Here is an 18192-nt window from a genome sequence, read left to right on the forward strand (position 1 = left end):
GAACTATGCTGAGCCGGTGACCCTCGCCGACCAGCCGCCCGCCGCCGCCCTGGTGTTCCAGACCCTGCTGGCGCACGGACCGCTGACCCGGGCCGAGACCGGTCGCCGCACCGGGCTCTCCCCCGGCGCGGTCACCAAGGTCGTCACCCCGCTGCTCGCCGACGGCTGGATCATCGAACTCGACGAGCCCGCCCCCCGCCGCGCCACCGGCCGTCCGGCCACGCTGATCGCGGTACGCGGCGAACGCGCCCGCTTCATCGGGGTGAAGGCGACCGCGGACCAGCTGATCGGCGTGGTCACCGACCTCACCGCGAGGCCCCTGCTCACCCGACGCGCCGCCCTGCGCTCGCGGGAGGTCGGCACGGTCGTGCCCGCGATCGCCCGCCTGGTCCGCCGCCTGCGCACGGCGGTGGACGCGACGGCGCTCGGCGGTGGTTCAGGCGGCGACGGCTCGATCCACAGCATCGGTGTGACCGTCGCGGGGGACGTCGACGGCAGCGGCGGCGTCGTCCGCTACTCCCCGTTCCTGGACTGGCGGCAGGTGCCGCTGGCCCGGCTGCTGCGGGAGGCCGTCGGCACGCCCGTGGTGGTCGAGAACGACGTGCGCGCGCTGACCGTCGCCGAGCAGTGGTTCGGCGCGGGCGCGGGGCTGTCCTCGTTCGCCCTGGTCACCGTCGGGGCGGGGATCGGCTGCGGACTGTCCGTCGGCGGCCGGGTGGTCTCCGGTGCGTACGGGGTGTCCGGCGAGATCGGCCATCTGCCGCTGGGCGGCGGCGACCGGGTCTGCGGCTGCGGCAACACCGGCTGCGTGGAGGCCGTCGCCTCCACCCGGGCGATCACCGAGCAGGCCAGGGAGGCGACCGGCGACCCGGGGCTGACCATGGCCGAGGCGGTACGGCTCGCCCACGGCGGCGACCCTGCGGTCCGCGCGGTCTTCGCCCGCGCCGGGGAGGCGCTGGGGCTGGCCATCGCCTCGGTCGCCAATCTGATCGGCCCCGAACGCGTCATCATCTCCGGCGAGGGCGTGGCGAGTTACGACCTGTTCGCCGAGCAGGTCCGCACCGCCTTCACCGCCCAGGCCTTCGGCGCGGCGGCCGCATGCGACCTCCTGCTGCGCCCCCTCCCCTTCGAAGCCTGGGCCCGAGGCGGCGCGGCGGTCGCCGCGGAACGCCTCTTCGCCCCCACCCGCTGAACCCCGCCGCAAGCCCAGCCCGGACCCGCCGCAGGCCCAGCCCAGCCCGCCGGAGGTCCGAGCCCGCAGGTGCCGGAGGCCCAGTCGGGCGCGGACCTCGGATGTGTCGCAGGCCCCGGCAGGGCCGACCAGCCCCCGCCGCTACCGCCCGCTGCCCTCAGCGGCTCCCGCGGACCCCGCGCCCCGCGGGACTGCCGCGAGCTGGCGGGACTGCGCGACCAGGCGGCCGGACTCGTCCCAGACCTCGGCGTCCTCCTCCAGGAAGCCCCCCGCCAGGTTGCGGGTGGAGTGGGTCACCCGGAGCCATCCGGGCACCGGGCGCGCCCGGACGTGCGCGGTGAGTTCCAGCGTCGGCGTCCAGCCGGGCAGGCCGAGGTCGAAGGTGACCGGCGGCAGCACGTCCACGGCGAGCAGCAGCATCAGCGGGTCCGGCTGCCGCCCGTCGGCCAACCGCAGCCAGCCCTGGATCCGCCCGTTCCCGGACGGCTCCCCCAGCGCCCAGCCCACGCAGGCCGGGTCGAGCCGCAGGTCCAGCCGCCGCAGCAGGTCGGCCTGGCTGAGGAAGGCCGGAGGGGCGTGCTCGGTGCCGATGCACTGGTCCGGCGGCGGCATCTCCGGCGGCGTCGCACTGGTCCGCACGTCGCCCTCGGCCGCGGCCAGGTCTCCGTAGGAGGCCAGCGCCCGCAGCCGCTCCACCGCCGTGCCGTCCTCGGCGGTCTGCAGCAGGGTGGCCGCGCCGGTGCTGACGCTCCGCCCGCGCCGGACCGTCTCGGTCCGAACCTCGGCGGGCCCGGAGCGCGCGGCGGAGAGGTAGTAGGCGCTGATCGAGAACGGGTCGGCATGGCCGCCGTCCCGCCCCAGCTCGGCCCGCAGCGCGTTGCCGACCAGGGCCAGCAGCAGTCCGCCGTTGATGCCGCCGCCGATCCGCCAGCCGCCGTCCAGCTCCGCATCGTAGACGGACGCGGCACCCGGCCGGGCGGCCACCGCGATGCCGCGGTCGAACTCCGACGCCTGCTCTGTCCCTGCCGTCGCTGTGCTCACGACTGGCCGCCCCTCGCTAAGTTACTGGTCAGTACATACTGTACTACCGCTTCCCCCTTCAAGGTCACGCTGGTACCAGTGACTCCATGACGAACCGAGCAGATCCGTTCGACCTCAGCGGACGCGTCGCCGTGGTCACCGGCGCGGGCAGCGGCATCGGCCGCGGCACCGCCCAGCAGCTCGCCGCCGCCGGGGCCCACGTGGTCTGCGCGGACGTCAACGCCGCCGCCGCCGAGGCCACCGCCGACGGCATCGGCAAGGCCGCCAGCGCCGCCGCCCTGGACGTGACCGACCGCGCGGCGGTCTTCGCGCTGATCGGCAACACCGCCGAGGAGCACGGCCGGCTCGACATCCTGGTCAACGTGGCCGGGATCATCCGCACCGGCCGGGTGGTGGACGTGGAGGTCGCGGACCTGGACGCGGTGCTCGACGTCAACTTCAAGGGGACCTTCCACGGCTGCCAGGCCGCCGCCCGGATCATGTGCGCGGCCGGCGGCGGCAGCATCGTCAACACCGCCTCCGGCGCGGTGGACACCGGCCAGCCGGAGATCATGAGCTACTCGGTCTCCAAGGCCGCCGTGGTCCAGCTGACCCGGAACCTGGCCGCCGAGGTCGGCCGGTTCGGGGTCCGGGTCAACGCGGTGGCGCCGGGCCTGGTGCGCACCGCGATGACCGAGCGCCACTACCTGCTGCCCGACGGCGGCGTGGACGAGGCCGCCCGCGCCGCCGCCGAGAAACCGCTGCGCCGGATGTCCCCGCTGGGGATGATCGGCGAGCCGGAGGACATCGCCCACGCCGTCCGCTACCTGGTGAGCGATGCCGCCCGGTTTGTCACCGGCCAGATCATCAGGCCCAACGGCGGCGTGGCGATGCCCTGGTGACGCTCCGTCACAGCAAGCGTCAAAGCAAGCGTCGCAGCAGGAGCCGTCAGCGCCCGCGCAGCCCGCGGTAGCGGGTGGCCAGCGACGCAGTGGACGAGTCCAGCGCGTCCAGCCCCTCGCCCTCGACCAGTACCGGCTCGATCTTCTTGGCCAGCACCTTGCCCAGCTCCACGCCCCACTGGTCGAACGAGTCGATGTTCCAGACCGCGCCCTGGACGAACACCTTGTGCTCGTAGAGGGCGATCAGCTGGCCCAGCACCGAGGGGGTCAGCTCCTCGGCCAGGACGGTGGTGGTCGGGTGGTTGCCCTTGAAGGTCTTGTGCGGCACCAGCTCCTCGGCCACGCCCTCGGCGCGGACCTCGTCCGGGGTCTTGCCGAAGGCCAGCGCCTGGCCCTGGGCGAAGAGGTTGGCCATCAGCAGGTCGTGCTGGGCGACCAGCCCCGGCTGCAGGTCGGCGACCGGCCTGGCGAAGCCCAGCAGGTCGGCCGGGATCACCTTGGTGCCCTGGTGGATCAGCTGGTAGTAGGCGTGCTGGCCGTTGGTGCCGGGGGTGCCCCAGACCACCGGGCCGGTCTGCCAGCGCACCGGCTGCCCCTCCCGGTCCACCGACTTGCCGTTGGACTCCATGTCCAGCTGCTGCAGGTAGGCGGTGAACTTGGACAGGTAGTGCGAGTACGGCAGCACCGCGTGCGACTGGGCGTCGAAGAACGCCCCGTACCAGACCCCGAGCAGGCCGAGCAGCAGCGGGACGTTCTGCTCCGGCGGCGCGGTCCGGAAGTGCTCGTCGACCAGGTGGAATCCGGCCAGCATCTCCCGGAAGGCGTCCGGGCCGACGGCGATCATCAGCGACAGGCCGATCGCCGAGTCGTAGGAGTAGCGCCCGCCCACCCAGTCCCAGAACTCGAACATGTTGGCGACGTCGATGCCGAAGTCGGAGACCCCGGCGCCGTTGGTCGACAGGGCGACGAAGTGCTTGGCGACCGCGTCCTTGTCCGCGCGCAGCTCGGTGAGCAGCCAGTCGCGGGCCGAGGTGGCGTTGGTGATGGTCTCGATGGTGGTGAAGGTCTTCGAGGCGACGATGAACAGCGTCTCGGCGGCGTCCAGGTCGCGGACCGCCTCGTGCAGGTCGGCGCCGTCCACGTTGGAGACGAAGCGGACCGTCAGCTCGCGGTCGGTGAAGGCGCGCAGCGCCTCGTAGGCCATGGCCGGGCCCAGGTCCGAGCCGCCGATGCCGATGTTGACGATGTTGCGGATGCGCTTGCCGGTGTGCCCGGTCCACTCACCGGAGCGGATCCGGTCGGCGAAGGCCGCCATCTTGTCCAGCACCGCGTGCACCGCCGGGACCACGTTCTCGCCGTCCACCTCGATCACCGCGTCGCGCGGTGCGCGCAGCGCGGTGTGCAGGACGGCCCGGTGCTCGGTGATGTTGATCTTGTCGCCGCGGAACATCGCGTCCCGCAGCTCGGCGACCCCGCGCGCGGCGGCCAGCTGCCGCAGCAGGGCCAGCGTCTCGTCGGTGACCAGGTGCTTGGAGTAGTCCAGGTAGAGGTCGCCCACCTGCAGGGCGTAGCGCTCGCCGCGCTGCGGGTCGGCGGCGAACAGCTCGCGCAGGTGAACTTCCCCCAGCTGTGCCCGGTGCTTGCCCAGCTCCGCCCACTCCGGCGAGCGGTCGAGCGGCAGCCGGTCGGAACGGGTTCCCTCGGAGGACATCGCGTTGACTCCATTCCAGCTCACTGCGGATCCATCAGTACGGGTCCGAGCCTATCCCGCGGACCGTTCCTCGGCCGGGGCGGCCACCGGCAGGCTGAGCAGCACGCCGAAGCCGCCGTCCGCGGTCGGACCCGTCGTCAGGTCGCCGCCCAGCAGCGTCGCGCGCTCGCGCAGGCCGACGATGCCGTGGCCGCCGCCGGGGAGGTCGGAGAGGTCGGTCCAGGAGGAGCGGACCTCGCGCGGTGGGTGAGCGTTCACTACCGAGACCAGCAGCCGCTCGTCCTCGACCCGCAGCGAGACCTCGGTCCGAGCGCCGGGCGCGTGCTTGCGGACGTTGGTCAGCGCCTCCTGCACGGTCCGGTAGGCGGCCCGCTCCACCGGCTCGGGCAGCGGCGGCACCGCCGCCGACGTCCCCGGCTCCGGCATCCGCAGTACCGCCGCCACCTCGGACTCGGCCACCAGCCGGGCCAGGTCGGAGAGCCTGGGCTGCGGGGCCAGCTCGGTCGGCCCGGCCCCGGCCGCCCGCAGCACCAGGATCATGCTGCGCAGCTCCTCCAGGGTCGCCACCGCCAGCCCGCGCAGCGTCCCCGCGGTGGCCTTGACCTCCGGGTCGGCCGCGGTGACCTGCAACGCACCGGCCTGGACCGCGATCAGACCGGCCTGGTGCGAGACCACGTCGTGCATCTCCCTGGCGATCCTGGCCCGCTCTCTGGCCAGCACGGTCTCGGCGTGCAGCTCGCGCTCCTGGTCGCGCAGCAGGGCCAGTTCGGCGACCCGCTCGGACAGCGCCTCCCGGGTGCGGGCGAGCAGGCCGAGCGCGGCCGGGCCCGCCGCCAGCATCACCGCGTAGATCAGGTCCTGGGCCAGGTCGCTGCTGCTCTCCTTGGCGAAGTCGCCGAGCGGCCAGGGGATGAACATCCCTATCCCGACCAGCACCGCGGCGATCCAGACCTGGCCGACCGGACGGCGCGGGGAGCGGGCGACCGAGTAGAGCGCGGCCATCGCGGCGACCGCGGCGGTGCCCGCGTAGAGGCCGGGCAGGGCGATCAGCAGCACGGTCCGCGGCAGCCTGCGCCGCAGCAGCAGCGCCCCGGTCGCCACGATCGAGACGGTGAAGGTCCAGTCGCGCGGCGGAGGGAAGTTGAGCAGCGCGTCCACCGTGGACGCGGCGACCAGCAGCAGCGTGACCGCGCCCCGGCGCAACCACAGCGGCACCGCCGCGACCGCGTCCCTGATGCCCGCGAGCCGGCTCATTCGACCAGCCCGGCCCGCTCGGCCAGGACCGCGGCCTGGATCCGGTTGGCGACGCCGAGCTTGGTGAGCACGGCGCTGACGTAGTCCTTCACGGTGGCCGCGCCCAGGTGCATCCTGGCCCCGATCTCGATGTTGGACAGCCCCTGGCCGAGGAAGGCCAGCACCTCGCGCTCGCGCTCGCTCAGCGTGTCGATCGCCTCGGCGGTCCGGCCGGTCCGCCGCGGCGCGCTTTCCCGCAGCCGCCGCAGCACCGGCGCGGACAGGCAGCCGGCCCCGGTGGCGACCGCCCGGACCGAGCGGGCCAGCAACTCCGGTTCGGTGTCCTTGAGCAGGAAGCCGCCGGCTCCCAGGCTGATCGCCCGGTCCAGGTACTCGTCGGTGTCGAAGGTGGTCAGCATCGCGACGTAAGGCGCTGCGGGCAGCGCCCGGATCCGGCGCAGCAGGGTCAGTCCGTCCACGTCAGGCATCCGGACGTCCAGCAGCACCACCCGCGGGGCCAGCTCGCGGACCAGGTCCAGCGCCTCCTGCCCGGTGCAGGTGGCGACCACCTCGATGTCGGGGGCGGTGTCCAGGATCATCGCCAGGCCGGACCGGATCAGCGCCTCGTCGTCCACGATGACGACCCGGATCGGGGTCGTCACCGGGGCCGGCTCACGGTCCGGGGACCGTTCCTGCGCTGCTGGTGGAGCCACGGGGGTTTCCTGACGTCGGCCGGGGGAGAGTTCCGCGTGACCGTACCCCAGGCCGATTGCGTGCGCGAATCGGTGCTTACCCGCAGGTCACCCCCGGTCGGCGGGACGACGACCCCTGGTCGGGGGTGGCGGTCCCGTTCGGGTACGACCAGAATGGCCCGCGGTGCCCGAGGGCGCCTGGCGGCGGGCACTACGGGGGGGTGCCCGCCCCTTCTCCCCTTCTCCCCCTCATCCGCCCAGCGGGGAGCGGACCTCCAGCCAGACCGTCTTGTCGCTGCTCCGGATCTCCGTGCCCCAGTCCTGGGCCAGCCGGGAGACGATGTGCAGGCCGTGCCCGCCGGGACGGGTCGCCTGGTGCGGTGTCCGCGGCACCGGCGGCAGCGCGTTGTGGTCCGAGACCTCGACCCTGAGCCTGGTGTCGGTGCAGTGCAGCGCCAGCTCGGTGGGGCCCTCCGCGTGCAGGCAGGCGTTGGTGACCAGCTCGGACACCAGCAGCAGCACGTCCTCGGCCACCGCCTCCTGCTCGTCGTTGCGGGCCGGGAGCCAGTTCCAGTCGTGCAGGGCCGTCCGGGTGAAGTCGCGGCAGCGGCCGACCACGCCACGGGTGCCGGACAGGGCGAGCCGCCGGGTCTGGCCGCCGGGCGGGAGGCCGGCCCGCGCGCCGTCGGGCCCCTGGGACCGGGTCGTGCTCATCGCGTCTCCCCCCGACGGCCGTTCACGAGACCGCCAGCGCCGCGTCCACCGAGGGGTGCACGGTGAACACCGCGGACGCCCCGGTGATCGCGAAGATCCGGGCCACCGCCGACCGCAGCCCGGCCAGTTCGATCGCCCCGGTCCCGGACTCCGCCCGCAGCCGCGCCGCGAGCAGCACGTTCAGCCCGGTCGAGTCGCAGAAGTCGAGACCGGCGCAGTCGACCACGATCCGGCTGACCCCCGCGTCCAGGGCCAGGTCCAGCAGGGTGCGCAACGGCGGCGCGGTGTCCTGGTCGAGTTCGCCGCGCAGAGTGAGCACGGCGATGCCGTCCTGGGTGCGCATCTCCACCGCGAACCGGTCGCTGCCGGTCGCCCCGACGCCTGCATGGTCCATCTGTCCTCTTTCGTCCCATGGCCGGTCTACGAGCCGCTCCAGAGCGTCTCCACGGTATCCGAAACCCGGTGCGGACCGGTGAGCGCCCGGTAAATCCGCTGCCGCGGACCGGGACGCGACCACGGGACGTGACCACCGGGATCGCGGGTAGGCGCAGGATCCGGACAGCACCAACCGAAGGGGACTGGGAGATGGGCATCGGAGGCTGTATCGCCGTCTTCGCACTGGGCGCGATTCTGACGTTCGGGGTGGACTGGCACGTGTCGGGGATGAACCTCACCGTGGTCGGGGTGATCCTGATGGCCGCCGGACTGCTCGGCGTGGTCACCATCGCCGGGATGTACCGGCGCCGCCGGCCGCCGCTGGGCGGACCGGTCGAGGGCGAGGAGATCGTCCGCGAGCGCCGCTACTACGAATAACCGCACAGCGGTCGGCCCCGGTACGGAATCCGTACCGGGGCCGACCGCTGACCGGGCGTCAGAGCGCCAGCAGCTGGTTGACCAGTTGCCGGTACTCCTGCAGCGCGGTGCGCAGGTCCTCGGTGGCCACGCCGCCGTCGTACGCGACGCCGGCCTGGCCGCCGTCCTTCTGCCAGTTGCCGTGCAACTGCTGGCGGCGGCTCGCCACGGCCTCGGTGAGCTGGGTGGAGACCTGGTCGAGCAGGCTCTCGGCCCGCTCCACCGAGTTCCGGGGGTCGTCCACGAAGTCGATCTGGATGGCCTGCCAGCGGTCCCGCAGCTTGTCCGCGACGGACTCCTCGAAGAACCGCCGGTCGGTCTTCGCGGCGACGGCGGTCACCGACTGCCCGGCCTGGCCGTAGCCGTCGCTGCCGTAGTCGTCGGTGGGCCCGAACCCGCCGCCGACGGCCAGGTCGGCGTCGCCCTGCCGCTGGCCCGGCAGCACCGGGCGCTCATCCTGGGCCGCCGCGTCGGCGTCATCGACCGCGTCGGTGTCGTCGGTCTCGGCGGCGTCCGCCTCGGCGGCGGCTTCCACCACCGCCGGGGCGCGCAGGTCCTTGTCCACCTCCCGGCCCTCGGCCCGGTCCTCGTCGCGCCAGGCCTCGTCGCGCTGCTCGCTGTCGCCCTGCTCGCTGTCGTCGTCGTGGTAGCTCGGGTCCGGCAGCGCGTCGTGCTCGCGCTCGGCGAACGTGCGGTCGTCGCTCATCAGTTGGTCCTCTCCGTGGTGGTGCCGGTGCCTTCCGTGACCAGTTCGTCGAAGGTCTCGCGGGCGCGTACGAAGGCGTCGCGCAGGTCCTCGGTGGTGGCCGAGCCCGCCGCCGCACGGTCGGCCGCGCTGCGGGAGACCCGGTAGCCGTCCAGGGAGCCGGCGTGGTGCACGGACAGCGCGAACTCCTGGTCGTCCTCCGGGTAGCCGCGCTCGCGCAGCAGCTCGGTCAGCAGCCGGTCCGCGTCGATCACGGCCTTGCCCGGCGCATCCACGAACTGCTCCTGCAGCGCGGTCCACCGGGCCAGGTAGCGTTCCCGCTGGGCCGGGTCGAGCGGGTGCAGCTCCAGCTCACCGGTGCGCTTCACCCGTTCCGACAGCTCGCGCTCGGCTTCCTTGGCGTCCCCGTCGTGCTGAGCGACCGCCCGCTCGTACTCCGGGCCGAACTGCTGCTGCAACCGCCTGCTGCGCAGCTGGGGCATCGCCACCGCGACGCCGATCAGGGCGACCACGACGACGGCGACCACCACGATCACGATGATCAAACCTGTGGACATGCCGTTCCTCTCCTGTGGTTCGCGGCAGGCCCGGTACGGCGTGCCGCCTCGTCAGGCGACTTACCGGATTCACCGGATTCATGTCCCCGGGCATGCCGAAGGGCCCCGTACCGGTCGCGGTACGGGGCCCTTCGGACAGGGGATCTGCCGGTGCGTCAGCCGGTGCGCGGTCAGGCCGCGCGGGTCGGCCGCGCGCCGCCCGAGGAGGGACGCCGCGGACGGCGGCTGCGGTTGCCGCCACCGCCGTTGGAGCCGCCGCCGCGCGGGCCGCGCGGGCTCTGCGACGGGACGGCCGGGGCCGGCGCGGCGATGACCACGGGGACGCCGCTGGGCTTGCGGGCGCCGGTGATCCGGGACAGCTCGGCGTCGCCGCCGGCCCGGACCCGGTCGTTGTTGGGGGTGATCCCGGCGTCGGCCATCAGCCGCGCCATCTCCCGGCGCTGGTTGGCCAGCACCAGGGTGACCACGGTGCCGGACTCCCCCGCGCGGGCGGTACGGCCGCCGCGGTGCAGGTAGTCCTTGTGGTCGGTCGGCGGGTCGACGTTGACGACCAGGTCGAGGTTGTCGACGTGGATGCCGCGGGCCGCGACGTTGGTCGCCACCAGCGCGGTGATCTGGCCGTCCTTGAACTGCTCCAGCACCCGGTTGCGCTGCGGCTGCGACTTGCCGCCGTGCAGCGAGGCCGCGCGGACGCCGTTGGCGAGCAGTTCCTTGGCCAGCTTGTCGGTGGCGTGCTTGGTGTCCATGAACATGATCACCCGGCCGTCGCGGGCGGCGATCTCCACCGCCACGGCGCGCTTCTCGGTGTCCGAGACGTAGAGCACGTGGTGCTCCATGGTGGTCACCGCACCGGCCGAGGGGTCCACCGAGTGGGTCACCGGGTCGGTCAGGAAGCGGCGGACCAGGCGGTCCACGTTGCGGTCCAGGGTGGCCGAGAACAGCATCGTCTGGCCGTCCGGGCGGACCTGCTCCAGCAGTGCGGTGACCTGGGGCAGGAAGCCCATGTCGGCCATCTGGTCGGCCTCGTCCAGGACGGTGATGCCGACCCGGTCGAGCCGGGCGTCGCCGCGGTCGATCAGGTCCTTGAGCCGGCCGGGGGTGGCGATCAGCACCTCGGCGCCGCGGCGCAGCGCACCGGCCTGGCGGCCGATGGACATGCCGCCGACGACCGTGGTGATCCGCAGGTTCACCGCGGTGGCGTAGGGGGTGAGCGCGTCGTTGACCTGCTGGGCCAGCTCGCGGGTCGGGACCAGCACCAGCGCCAGCGGGCACTTGGGCTCGGCCCGGCGACCGGCGGTGCGGGCCAGCAGCGCCAGGCCGAAGGCCAGCGTCTTGCCGGAGCCGGTCCGGCCGCGGCCGAGCACGTCGCGCCCGGCCAGGGTGTTGGGGAGGGTCGCGCCCTGGATCGGGAACGGCTCGGTGACGCCCTCACGGGCGAGCGTGGCGAGCAGGCCGTTGGGCATGTCCAGCTCGGCGAAGGTCGCCACGGCGGGCAGCGCCGGGGTGGTGCTGACCGGCATCTCGAACTCGCCCTGCGGCGGGGTGTTGGTACGGCGGCGCGGCGCGCCCTGGGCCGGACGGCCCCGGAACTGCCCGCCAGCGCTGCCGGAGCCGCTGCGGCCGCCCGTCCCCACGGGACGGCCGAAGCGGGTGCCGGAGCGCTGGTCACTGGTACGGCTGGTGCGATGGTTCACAGAGAACCTTCCTCGTAGCGGCACGCTTCGAGGAGAGCTCCGCTGCGCTGGGCGCGGAGGATCGCAAGAACGAGCCAGGGGGCGGCGGAGAGTCGTTCTCCGCAGGGAGTGAGCGGACTCACACGCAAAACTCTGTAGGCCCAGCGAGAACGCCGGGCCTACAGAGTTCAAGTAGCGGGGACAGGATTTGAACCTGCGACCTCTGGGTTATGAGCCCAGCGAGCTACCGAGCTGCTCCACCCCGCGTCGGTGAACCCAACTGTACCAGAGCGCCGTGATCAGCCCGCCGGGATTTCCCCCGGCCAGGATCCTGCGCCCGCCGCCGGGCCGGGCTAGGGTCCGGCGGGTGTTCTCCCTCCTGGAACCCCCGATGTTCAGCCGGCTGCGCGACGCGCGCCGGATCCTGGTGGCCGGCGCGGGCGGCGGCTTCGACGTCTACGCGGGCCTCCCGCTGGCGCTGGCGCTGCGCGGGTCGGGACGGGAGGTGCACCTGGCGAACCTCTCCTTCGCCGACCTGTACGGGCTGGACCAGGAGGTCTGGGCCGCCCCCGACGTGGCCGCGGTCCGCCCGGACACCCGGGCCCGCGGCGACTACTTCCCGGAGCGCACCCTGGCCCGCTGGCTGGAGCTGCAGGGCCTGCCCAGCACCGTGTACGCGCTGAACCGGACCGGGGTGGAGCCGCTCCGCGCCGCCTACCGGGAGCTGGTCGCGCGACTGGGCGGGGTGGACGCGATCGTGCTGGTGGACGGGGGCACGGACATCCTGATGCGCGGCGACGAGGCCGGCCTCGGCACCCCCGAGGAGGACATGGCCAGCCTGGCCGCGGTGAACGGGATGCCGGAGGTCCCGCAGCGGCTGGTGGCCAGCCTGGGCTTCGGCGTCGACGCCTTCCACGGCGTGAACCACGTGCAGGTGCTGGAGAACCTGGCCGCGCTGGAGCGGGACGGCGCCTACCTGGGCGCCCTGTCGATCCCCCGCGCCAGCAGGGAGGGCGCGCTCTACCTGGACGCGGTGGCGCACGCCCAGGCGGCCACGCCGACGCACCCCAGCATCGTCAACGGCTCGATCGCCGCGGCGCTGCGCGGGGAGGTCGGCGACGTCCGCTTCACCAGCCGCACCAGCGGCAGCGAACTGTTCGTCAATCCGCTGATGGCGGTGTACTTCACGGTGGATCTGCCGGGTCTGGCCGGACGGCACCTGTACCTGGACCGACTTGAGCACACCGTGTTGACCAGGCAGATCAGTTCGGTGATCGCGAGGTTCCGGGACGAACTGCCGAACTGGCGGCCGCCGCGGACGTTTCCGCACTGACCCCGGTGGGTAGGGCCGGGCCTCCGTCCGACTAGAATGACCTTGAACTGTGACGTCCGAACCGGCGTCCCGCGGTGGCGACAGCAGGAGGTGAGCGGTGGAAAGCAGTAGTCCGGGTCGAAGTCGGACCCGCCCCCGGCCCCCGTTCCCCCTTTCCGGCACCCGGACCCCGTACCGCCGCGTGCCCCGCCTCCGCCCCGGTCGTCGCTAGCGTCGTCGCCGCACCGCGGAGCGGGTCCCTGTTTATCGCGCGCAGCGGTGCGAACACGGGTTTCCGGCCGTTCCCCGGAGGTACCCAGTCATGTCGGAATGGCGTGTACGAGCTGTGCGTGCGAGCATGCGGCCCTTCAGCCGACCGGTCAGCGATCCGGCCGCGTCCGGCGCCGTCGAGCCGGTCCCGGCCCCCGAGCACTCCATGGACCCGCGTCCCGAGCACCGCTCCGACCCGGTGTCGCTGGAGCGCTCCATCGTCGACGCCGCGGTCTACCGCGACGGGGTCAGGGTGGCCACGCCGACCAGCCTCTCCGAGATCTACCAGCAGGTGCCGGGGAAGCCCGGCAGCATGGCCTGGATCGGCCTGTTCCGCCCGGCCGAGGCACAGCTGCTGCAGGCCGCCGAGCGCTTCGGACTGCACGAACTCGCGGTCGAGGACGCCATCGTGGCGCATCAGCGGCCCAAGCTGGAGCGCTACGGCGACACCCTGTTCGTGGTGCTGCGCGCCGCCCGCTACCTGGACGACGTGGAGGAGGTCGACTTCGGCGAGATCCACCTCTTCGTCGGCCCGGACTTCGTGCTCACCGTCCGGCACTCGCAGTCGCCCGACCTGTCCGCGGTGCGCCGCCGGCTCGAAGCCGACCCGGAACTGCTGGCGCTCGGCCCCGAGGCGGTCCTCTACGCGGTGCTGGACGCCGTGGTGGACGGCTACGCGCCGGTGATCGCCGGGCTGCAGCACGACATCGACGAGATCGAGACCGAGGTGTTCCGCGGCGACAAGCAGGTCTCCCGGCGCATCTACGAGCTGTCCCGCGAGGTGATCGAGTTCCAGCGGGCGACCCGGCCGCTGCTGGAGATCCTCCGCAACCTGGAGGCCGGCTTCCTCAAGTACGGCACGGACGAGGAGCTGCAGCGCTACCTCCGCGACGTCGCCGACCACGCCACCACGGCGGCGGAGCGGGTGGACGGCTTCCGGCAGATGCTGCAGAACATCCTCACCGTGAACGCGACCCTGGTCTCCCAGGCGCAGAACGAGGAGATGAAGCTGCTGGCGGAGGCCGGGCACGCGCAGAACGACGAGATCAAGAAGATCTCCTCCTGGGCCGCCATCCTGTTCGCGCCGACGCTGATCGGCACGGTCTACGGGATGAACTTCACCAGGATGCCGGAGCTGAAGTGGGCCTTCGGCTACCCCTTCGCGATCGCGCTGATGGCCGTGGTCTGCGCCACCCTCTACGTCGTCTTCAAGCGGCGGGACTGGCTCTGACGCCCGTCCGTCAGCCCAGCTGTCAGCCCGTCAGCAGGCCGCGCAGGAAGCCGTTGCGGAACTTCCCCTCCGGGTCGTGGGCCTGGGCCAGCTTCCGGAAGTCGTCGGCCCGCGGGTAGAGCGCCGCCGCACGGGCCGGGGTCGCCGTGAACAGCTTGCCCCAGTGCGGGCGGGCGCCCAGCGGCAGCAACGCCGCCTCCAGCGCCGCCAGTACCGGGGCCACCGCCGCCGGGTCCTTCCGCCAGGTGAAGTGCAGCGCGACCGAGTCCCGGCCGTACCCGGGGCTGAGCCAGATCCGGTCGGCCGCGACCGTGCGGATCTCGGAGACCTGCAGCAGCGGGGCGATCCGCGGGCCGAGCGCGCGCAGCGCGGTGAACGCCGCCGGGGCCGCCCCGGCCGGGACCAGGTACTCGGACTGCAGCTCCTCGCCCGCGCTCGGGGTGAAGTCGGGGCGGAAGTGCGGCAGCCGCTCGTGCCAGGGGCCGGGGACGCCGAACTGGGCGGTGCAGTGGGCGGCCGGGAGGCCGGGCAGCGGGTGCTGCGCGGTGTCGGCCGGGAGAGCGCCGAGCAGGGTGGCCGGCGCCGGGGCCTGGTCCAGCCGGCGCTTGAGCCAGACCCGGGCCGTCGGGGCGTGCCAGTCGGTGAAGACGCTGACGCTGTAGCCCGCGCCGGTGACCGCGGCCGGGTCGGCGGTGAGGGCGTCCAGGTCGAGGCCGGTGTAGACGTGCTGGGCGACCTGGTAGGCCGGTTCGACGTCCAGGGTGACGGCGGTGACCACGCCGAGCGCGCCGAGGTGGACCGGGACGCCGTCGAAGCCGTCCGAGCCGCGGTCGAGCCGGACCAGGTCGCCGTCCGGGCCCACCAGTTCGAGCCCGGCCACGGCCGAGGCCAGGCCCTGGTTGCCCGCGCCCGAGCCGTGGGTGCCGGTGGCGACCGCCCCGGCGACGGAGATGTGCGGGAGCGAGGCCAGGTTCGCCAGCGCCAGGCCGTCCGCCTGCAGCCGCTCGGCGACCTGGGCGTAGCGCAGGCCCGCGGCGACGGTGACGGTGCCGCGCCCGGGGTCGACCTGGTAGCGGGGCGGCAGCCCGGCCACCGAGAGCAGGGTCCCTCCGGCGTCCGGGTCGGCGATCAGGTTGAAGGAGTGGCCGGATCCGAGCACCCGGACCGAGGCCGCCGCGGCCACGGTGCGGCGGAGCCCGTCCAGGTCGGCGGGCCGGTGCAGCGGGCCCGCGAAGGCGACGTTCCCGGCCCAGTTGGTCACGCCGTCGCTGCTCGCCATGTGTCCGCTCCCCTGCCAGGTCCGTTGTCGGCGGTCACCACCCTAGGCCCTGGGCCGGGCTTGACAGTCCCAGCTCGGGCGCTATGGTTAACACAGAAGTTAATTAACAAGGTGGTTAAGTAGATGGAGCGCGACCAGGCCGGCGACGACCGGCTCAGCACCGTCTTCGCCGCCCTCGCCGACCCGACCCGGCGGGCGATCCTCGCCCGGCTGGCCGCCGGGGAGGCGACGGTCACCGAGCTGGCGGAGCCCTTCGCGATGAGCCTCCCGGCGATCTCCCGGCACCTGAAGGTGCTGGAGCGGGCCGGGCTGATCACCAGGGGCCGGACCGCCCAGTGGCGGCCCTGCCGACTGGAGGCGGCGCCGCTCGGCGAGGCCTCCGACTGGCTGGACCACTACCGGCGGTTCTGGGAGGACAGCTTCGCCGCCCTCGCCGACCACCTCCGCGACCTGCAGCAGCAGGCACAGCAGGACACCCAGGAAACCCGGGACACCGGGCAGGAAGAAGGACCGACGCCATGAGCGACACCGCCGCCCCCACCGAGGGCTTCACCCTCACCCGCGTCTTCGACGCCCCGCGCGAGCTGGTCTTCCGCGCCTGGACCGACCCGGCCCAGTTCGCCGCCTGGTTCGGCGCGACCAGCCGCGTCCCGCTGGAGACGCTGAGCATGGACGTCCGCCCCGGCGGCGCCTGGCGCGCGATCATGCACGTGGACCAGCCCGAGCCGATGGAGCTGCTGTTCCACGGCGACTTCCGCGAGGTGGTGGAGCCGGAGCGGCTGGTGCTCACCCTGAAGAACCCGGCCGATGCCGACGACCCCAAGGTCGAGCTGGTCACCGTGGTGCTCAAGGACCTCGGCGACGGCCGGACCGAGATGCAGTTCGAGCAGCTCGGCCACCTGGGCGCGGAGGAGTACGTGCGGACCAGGCACGGCTGGTCCGCGTTCTTCGACGTGCTCGCGGAGGGCCTGCCGACCGCGGGGTAGCCGCGGCGGCAAGGGGACGGCACCGCTCCGGATGCCGTCCCCGAACGTTCACCGGACCGATCGTCCCAGCACATGGACTAGACCACTGTGGTCTAGACCAAAACGGTTAGCGTGCCCGTAGAAGCTGTCATCACTCCAGCTCGGGGGCCGTCTTGACGATCCATCACCTTCCCTCCCCTCCGGACGATCAGGAGCTCTACTGGTATTTCGGGCCGCAGCGGCGCTGGGTCCTGCTGTGCAGCTCGCTGGCCTTCTCGCTGACCGCGGCGAGCATGTTCGCCTTCTCGCTGCGCACCCCGGCGCTCTGGGCCTTCCTCGGCGTCCTCGGCCTCAACCTGGTCGCGCTGTGCCTCTCCTCGGTCAACAGCCTGCGCCCGCGCCGGATCACCCTGCACGCGCACCGGCTGCTGCTCCGCGGCTGGCAGCCCGCCGCCCACCCGGCCGTCGACCTCTACCTCCCCACCTGCGGCGAGCCGTTGGCGGTGCTGGCCAACGCCTACCGCGCCGCCGCACGGGTCGAGTGGCCGGGCCCGCTCACGGTCTGGGTGCTGGACGACGCCGACCGGGCCGAGGTCGCCCGGCTCGCCGCCGACCACGGCTTCCGCTACGTGGTCCGCCCCGACCGGGGGCGGCTCAAGAAGGCCGGGAACCTCAACCACGCGCTGACGCTCAGTCAGGGCGCCTTCGTGGCCATCCTGGACGCCGACTTCGCGCCCCGCGCGGACCTGCTCCAGCATCTGCTCCCCTACTTCGCCGACCCCGCGGTCGGCATCGTGCAGAGCCCGCAGTGCTTCGACACCACCGCCGGCATGGGCTGGATCCAGCGGGCCGCCGGATCGGCGCAGGAGTGGTTCTTCCGCTGGATCCAGCCCTCGCGGGACGCCAGCGACGCCGCCATCTGCTGCGGCAGCAACGCGGTCTACCGCCGCGAGGCGCTCGACGCCGCGGGCGGCTTCGCCCGGCTCGACCACAGCGAGGACCTGTACACCGGCCTCGGCCTGTACGCGCACGGCTACCGCACCCTCTACGTCCCGGTGCTGGTCGCCAAGGGCACCTCGCCGGACGGCCTGGCCCCGTTCGTCAACCAGCAGTACCGCTGGGCCATGGGCAACCTGCACCTGCTGCGCGGCGACGAGCTGCGCCGGGCCCGCGCGCCCTGGCGGATGCGGCTGTGCTTCTACGAGGGCGTGGTCGGCTACCTGACCTTGGTGGTCAACACCTTCGCCGCCCCGCTGCCGCCGCTGGTGATGATGTTCTGCTACCCGGAGCGGATCCGGCCCTGGCACGTGCTGCCGCTGCTCGCGCCGCTCTGGCTGTGGCACGTGCTGCTGCCGCGGGTCAGCAGGACCCGCTGGCGGCTGGAAGTGGTCCGGGCCAACCTGCTGATGGGCGTCGCGGCCGGCGCCGCCTGCTGGCACGTGCTGCGCGGACGCAGCGCCGCCTGGGTGCCGACCGGCGCGGGCGGGGCCCGACCCGGCGGGCTGGCCCGACGGGTCGTCATCGTCTCCGCCTGCTGGGTGGCCGGCTCCAACGGCGCTGCGGCGGCCGGGATCGCGCTGGACGTGGCCCGCTACGGCTGGGAGCCCAACTGGGGGCTCGCGCTCTACCTGCTGGTGCAGTGCCAGCTCGGCCTGCCGCTGCTGCGCGACCTGCTCCGGGAGCTGCGCCCGCGGCGCGCGCCGCGCCGCGGGGCCGGGGGCGGGACCGGGGCGCTGGCCAGGGCCGGGGCCGACGGCGGTGCCCGAGGCCTGCTGCCGCGCCGCTGGCCCGAGGGGCTGGCGGTCAGCGCCTCGCTCGTCCTGATCGCCCTCCTGGCCTCCGGCCGGGTCAACCCGATGCTGCCCTGACCGGGACAGGAAGGT

The 18192-nt window shown here is 73.4% G+C and carries 18 protein-coding genes and 1 tRNA gene; 8 read left to right on the top strand and 11 right to left on the bottom strand.

Going from position 1 to position 18192, the window contains the following annotated elements; translation table 11 throughout:
• The first annotated feature begins 16 nt into the window (after positions 1–16).
• On the top strand, positions 17–1192 hold the full coding sequence (locus tag ACEZDE_RS27240) for an ROK family protein (protein ID WP_380541298.1): 1176 nt from the start codon (positions 17–19) through the stop codon (positions 1190–1192).
• Positions 1193–1333: 141 nt separating this feature from the next.
• Here ACEZDE_RS27240 and ACEZDE_RS27245 read toward each other — a convergent pair whose 3' ends face one another.
• A complete protein-coding gene (locus ACEZDE_RS27245; RefSeq protein ID WP_380541301.1) occupies positions 1334–2233 on the bottom strand; it encodes a thioesterase family protein in 900 nt (299 codons plus the stop codon).
• Positions 2234–2319: 86 nt separating this feature from the next.
• Between ACEZDE_RS27245 and ACEZDE_RS27250 the strand changes: the two genes are divergently transcribed.
• Positions 2320–3114: an SDR family NAD(P)-dependent oxidoreductase gene (locus ACEZDE_RS27250; protein ID WP_380541304.1), complete on the top strand. Its 795-nt coding sequence runs from the start codon at positions 2320–2322 to the stop codon at positions 3112–3114.
• 46 nt (positions 3115–3160) lie between these two features.
• Here the strand turns inward: ACEZDE_RS27250 and pgi are convergent, their stop codons facing one another.
• From pgi to ACEZDE_RS27275, 5 genes are all read right to left on the bottom strand, one after another.
• Positions 3161–4825, bottom strand: coding sequence for a glucose-6-phosphate isomerase (gene pgi / locus ACEZDE_RS27255; RefSeq protein ID WP_380541307.1), 1665 nt, complete (start codon positions 4823–4825; stop codon positions 3161–3163).
• Between the two features lie 51 nt (positions 4826–4876).
• Positions 4877–6079, bottom strand: coding sequence for a sensor histidine kinase (locus ACEZDE_RS27260; protein WP_380541310.1), 1203 nt, complete (start codon positions 6077–6079; stop codon positions 4877–4879).
• Complete coding sequence (locus ACEZDE_RS27265) at positions 6076–6657, bottom strand: response regulator (protein ID WP_380541514.1); 582 nt, start codon at positions 6655–6657, stop codon at positions 6076–6078. Before ACEZDE_RS27265 ends, ACEZDE_RS27260 begins: the two co-directional genes overlap by 4 nt.
• Positions 6658–6999: 342 nt before the next feature.
• Positions 7000–7464, bottom strand: coding sequence for an ATP-binding protein (locus ACEZDE_RS27270; protein WP_380541313.1), 465 nt, complete (start codon positions 7462–7464; stop codon positions 7000–7002).
• A 22-nt stretch (positions 7465–7486) separates the two neighbouring features.
• A complete protein-coding gene (locus ACEZDE_RS27275; protein WP_380541316.1) occupies positions 7487–7858 on the bottom strand; it encodes an STAS domain-containing protein in 372 nt (123 codons plus the stop codon).
• A 191-nt stretch (positions 7859–8049) separates the two neighbouring features.
• Between ACEZDE_RS27275 and ACEZDE_RS27280 the strand changes: the two genes are divergently transcribed.
• Entirely contained in the window at positions 8050–8277 is a 228-nt protein-coding gene (locus ACEZDE_RS27280) for a DUF6458 family protein (RefSeq protein ID WP_380541320.1), read from the top strand.
• Positions 8278–8335: 58 nt separating this feature from the next.
• Here the strand turns inward: ACEZDE_RS27280 and ACEZDE_RS27285 are convergent, their stop codons facing one another.
• The 4 genes from ACEZDE_RS27285 to ACEZDE_RS27300 all read right to left on the bottom strand — a co-directional run bounded on the left by ACEZDE_RS27285 (position 8336) and on the right by ACEZDE_RS27300 (position 11519).
• Positions 8336–9022, bottom strand: coding sequence for a hypothetical protein (locus ACEZDE_RS27285; RefSeq protein ID WP_380541323.1), 687 nt, complete (start codon positions 9020–9022; stop codon positions 8336–8338).
• Positions 9022–9579, bottom strand: a complete 558-nt coding sequence (locus ACEZDE_RS27290) for a hypothetical protein (protein ID WP_380541326.1) — start codon at positions 9577–9579, stop codon at positions 9022–9024. Before ACEZDE_RS27290 ends, ACEZDE_RS27285 begins: the two co-directional genes overlap by 1 nt.
• Positions 9580–9749: 170 nt before the next feature.
• A complete protein-coding gene (locus tag ACEZDE_RS27295; protein WP_380541329.1) occupies positions 9750–11273 on the bottom strand; it encodes a DEAD/DEAH box helicase in 1524 nt (507 codons plus the stop codon).
• A gap of 172 nt (positions 11274–11445) precedes the next feature.
• Positions 11446–11519, bottom strand: a tRNA-Met gene (locus ACEZDE_RS27300).
• Between the two features lie 100 nt (positions 11520–11619).
• On the opposite strand from ACEZDE_RS27300, the gene ACEZDE_RS27305 reads away from it, so the two are divergent.
• Together ACEZDE_RS27305 and ACEZDE_RS27310 are read left to right on the top strand one after the other, a co-directional pair.
• Positions 11620–12585: a DUF1152 domain-containing protein gene (locus tag ACEZDE_RS27305; RefSeq protein WP_380541332.1), complete on the top strand. Its 966-nt coding sequence runs from the start codon at positions 11620–11622 to the stop codon at positions 12583–12585.
• Between the two features lie 301 nt (positions 12586–12886).
• Positions 12887–14065: a magnesium and cobalt transport protein CorA gene (locus tag ACEZDE_RS27310; protein ID WP_380541335.1), complete on the top strand. Its 1179-nt coding sequence runs from the start codon at positions 12887–12889 to the stop codon at positions 14063–14065.
• Positions 14066–14087: 22 nt separating this feature from the next.
• Here ACEZDE_RS27310 and ACEZDE_RS27315 read toward each other — a convergent pair whose 3' ends face one another.
• Positions 14088–15344: an FAD-binding protein gene (locus ACEZDE_RS27315; RefSeq protein WP_380541338.1), complete on the bottom strand. Its 1257-nt coding sequence runs from the start codon at positions 15342–15344 to the stop codon at positions 14088–14090.
• 123 nt (positions 15345–15467) lie between these two features.
• Between ACEZDE_RS27315 and ACEZDE_RS27320 the strand changes: the two genes are divergently transcribed.
• From ACEZDE_RS27320 to ACEZDE_RS27330, 3 genes are all read left to right on the top strand, one after another.
• The gene (locus ACEZDE_RS27320; RefSeq protein WP_380541341.1) at positions 15468–15866 is read left to right on the top strand and encodes an ArsR/SmtB family transcription factor; all 399 of its coding nucleotides are present in this window, start codon (positions 15468–15470) and stop codon (positions 15864–15866) included.
• The gene (locus tag ACEZDE_RS27325; protein WP_380541344.1) at positions 15863–16330 is read left to right on the top strand and encodes an SRPBCC family protein; all 468 of its coding nucleotides are present in this window, start codon (positions 15863–15865) and stop codon (positions 16328–16330) included. Before ACEZDE_RS27320 ends, ACEZDE_RS27325 begins: the two co-directional genes overlap by 4 nt.
• 152 nt (positions 16331–16482) lie before the next feature.
• Positions 16483–18177, top strand: a complete 1695-nt coding sequence (locus ACEZDE_RS27330) for a glycosyltransferase family 2 protein (RefSeq protein ID WP_380541347.1) — start codon at positions 16483–16485, stop codon at positions 18175–18177.
• Positions 18178–18192 lie beyond the last annotated feature (15 nt).

It is taken from the genome of Streptacidiphilus cavernicola (genome assembly GCF_042510955.1).
Lineage (GTDB): Bacteria > Actinomycetota > Actinomycetes > Streptomycetales > Streptomycetaceae > Streptacidiphilus > Streptacidiphilus cavernicola.

Coding starts and splice junctions, on each gene's coding strand:
- ACEZDE_RS27320 (WP_380541341.1), top strand. CDS start 15,468: ATGGAGCGCGACCAGGCCGGCGACGACCGGCTCAGCACCGTCTTCGCC.
- ACEZDE_RS27315 (WP_380541338.1), bottom strand. CDS start 15,344: ATGGCGAGCAGCGACGGCGTGACCAACTGGGCCGGGAACGTCGCCTTC.
- ACEZDE_RS27285 (WP_380541323.1), bottom strand. CDS start 9,022: ATGAGCGACGACCGCACGTTCGCCGAGCGCGAGCACGACGCGCTGCCG.
- ACEZDE_RS27290 (WP_380541326.1), bottom strand. CDS start 9,579: ATGTCCACAGGTTTGATCATCGTGATCGTGGTGGTCGCCGTCGTCGTG.
- ACEZDE_RS27250 (WP_380541304.1), top strand. CDS start 2,320: ATGACGAACCGAGCAGATCCGTTCGACCTCAGCGGACGCGTCGCCGTG.
- ACEZDE_RS27325 (WP_380541344.1), top strand. CDS start 15,863: ATGAGCGACACCGCCGCCCCCACCGAGGGCTTCACCCTCACCCGCGTC.
- ACEZDE_RS27275 (WP_380541316.1), bottom strand. CDS start 7,858: ATGGACCATGCAGGCGTCGGGGCGACCGGCAGCGACCGGTTCGCGGTG.
- ACEZDE_RS27270 (WP_380541313.1), bottom strand. CDS start 7,464: ATGAGCACGACCCGGTCCCAGGGGCCCGACGGCGCGCGGGCCGGCCTC.
- ACEZDE_RS27280 (WP_380541320.1), top strand. CDS start 8,050: ATGGGCATCGGAGGCTGTATCGCCGTCTTCGCACTGGGCGCGATTCTG.
- ACEZDE_RS27310 (WP_380541335.1), top strand. CDS start 12,887: ATGTCGGAATGGCGTGTACGAGCTGTGCGTGCGAGCATGCGGCCCTTC.
- ACEZDE_RS27265 (WP_380541514.1), bottom strand. CDS start 6,657: ATGATCCTGGACACCGCCCCCGACATCGAGGTGGTCGCCACCTGCACC.
- pgi (WP_380541307.1), bottom strand. CDS start 4,825: ATGTCCTCCGAGGGAACCCGTTCCGACCGGCTGCCGCTCGACCGCTCG.
- ACEZDE_RS27260 (WP_380541310.1), bottom strand. CDS start 6,079: ATGAGCCGGCTCGCGGGCATCAGGGACGCGGTCGCGGCGGTGCCGCTG.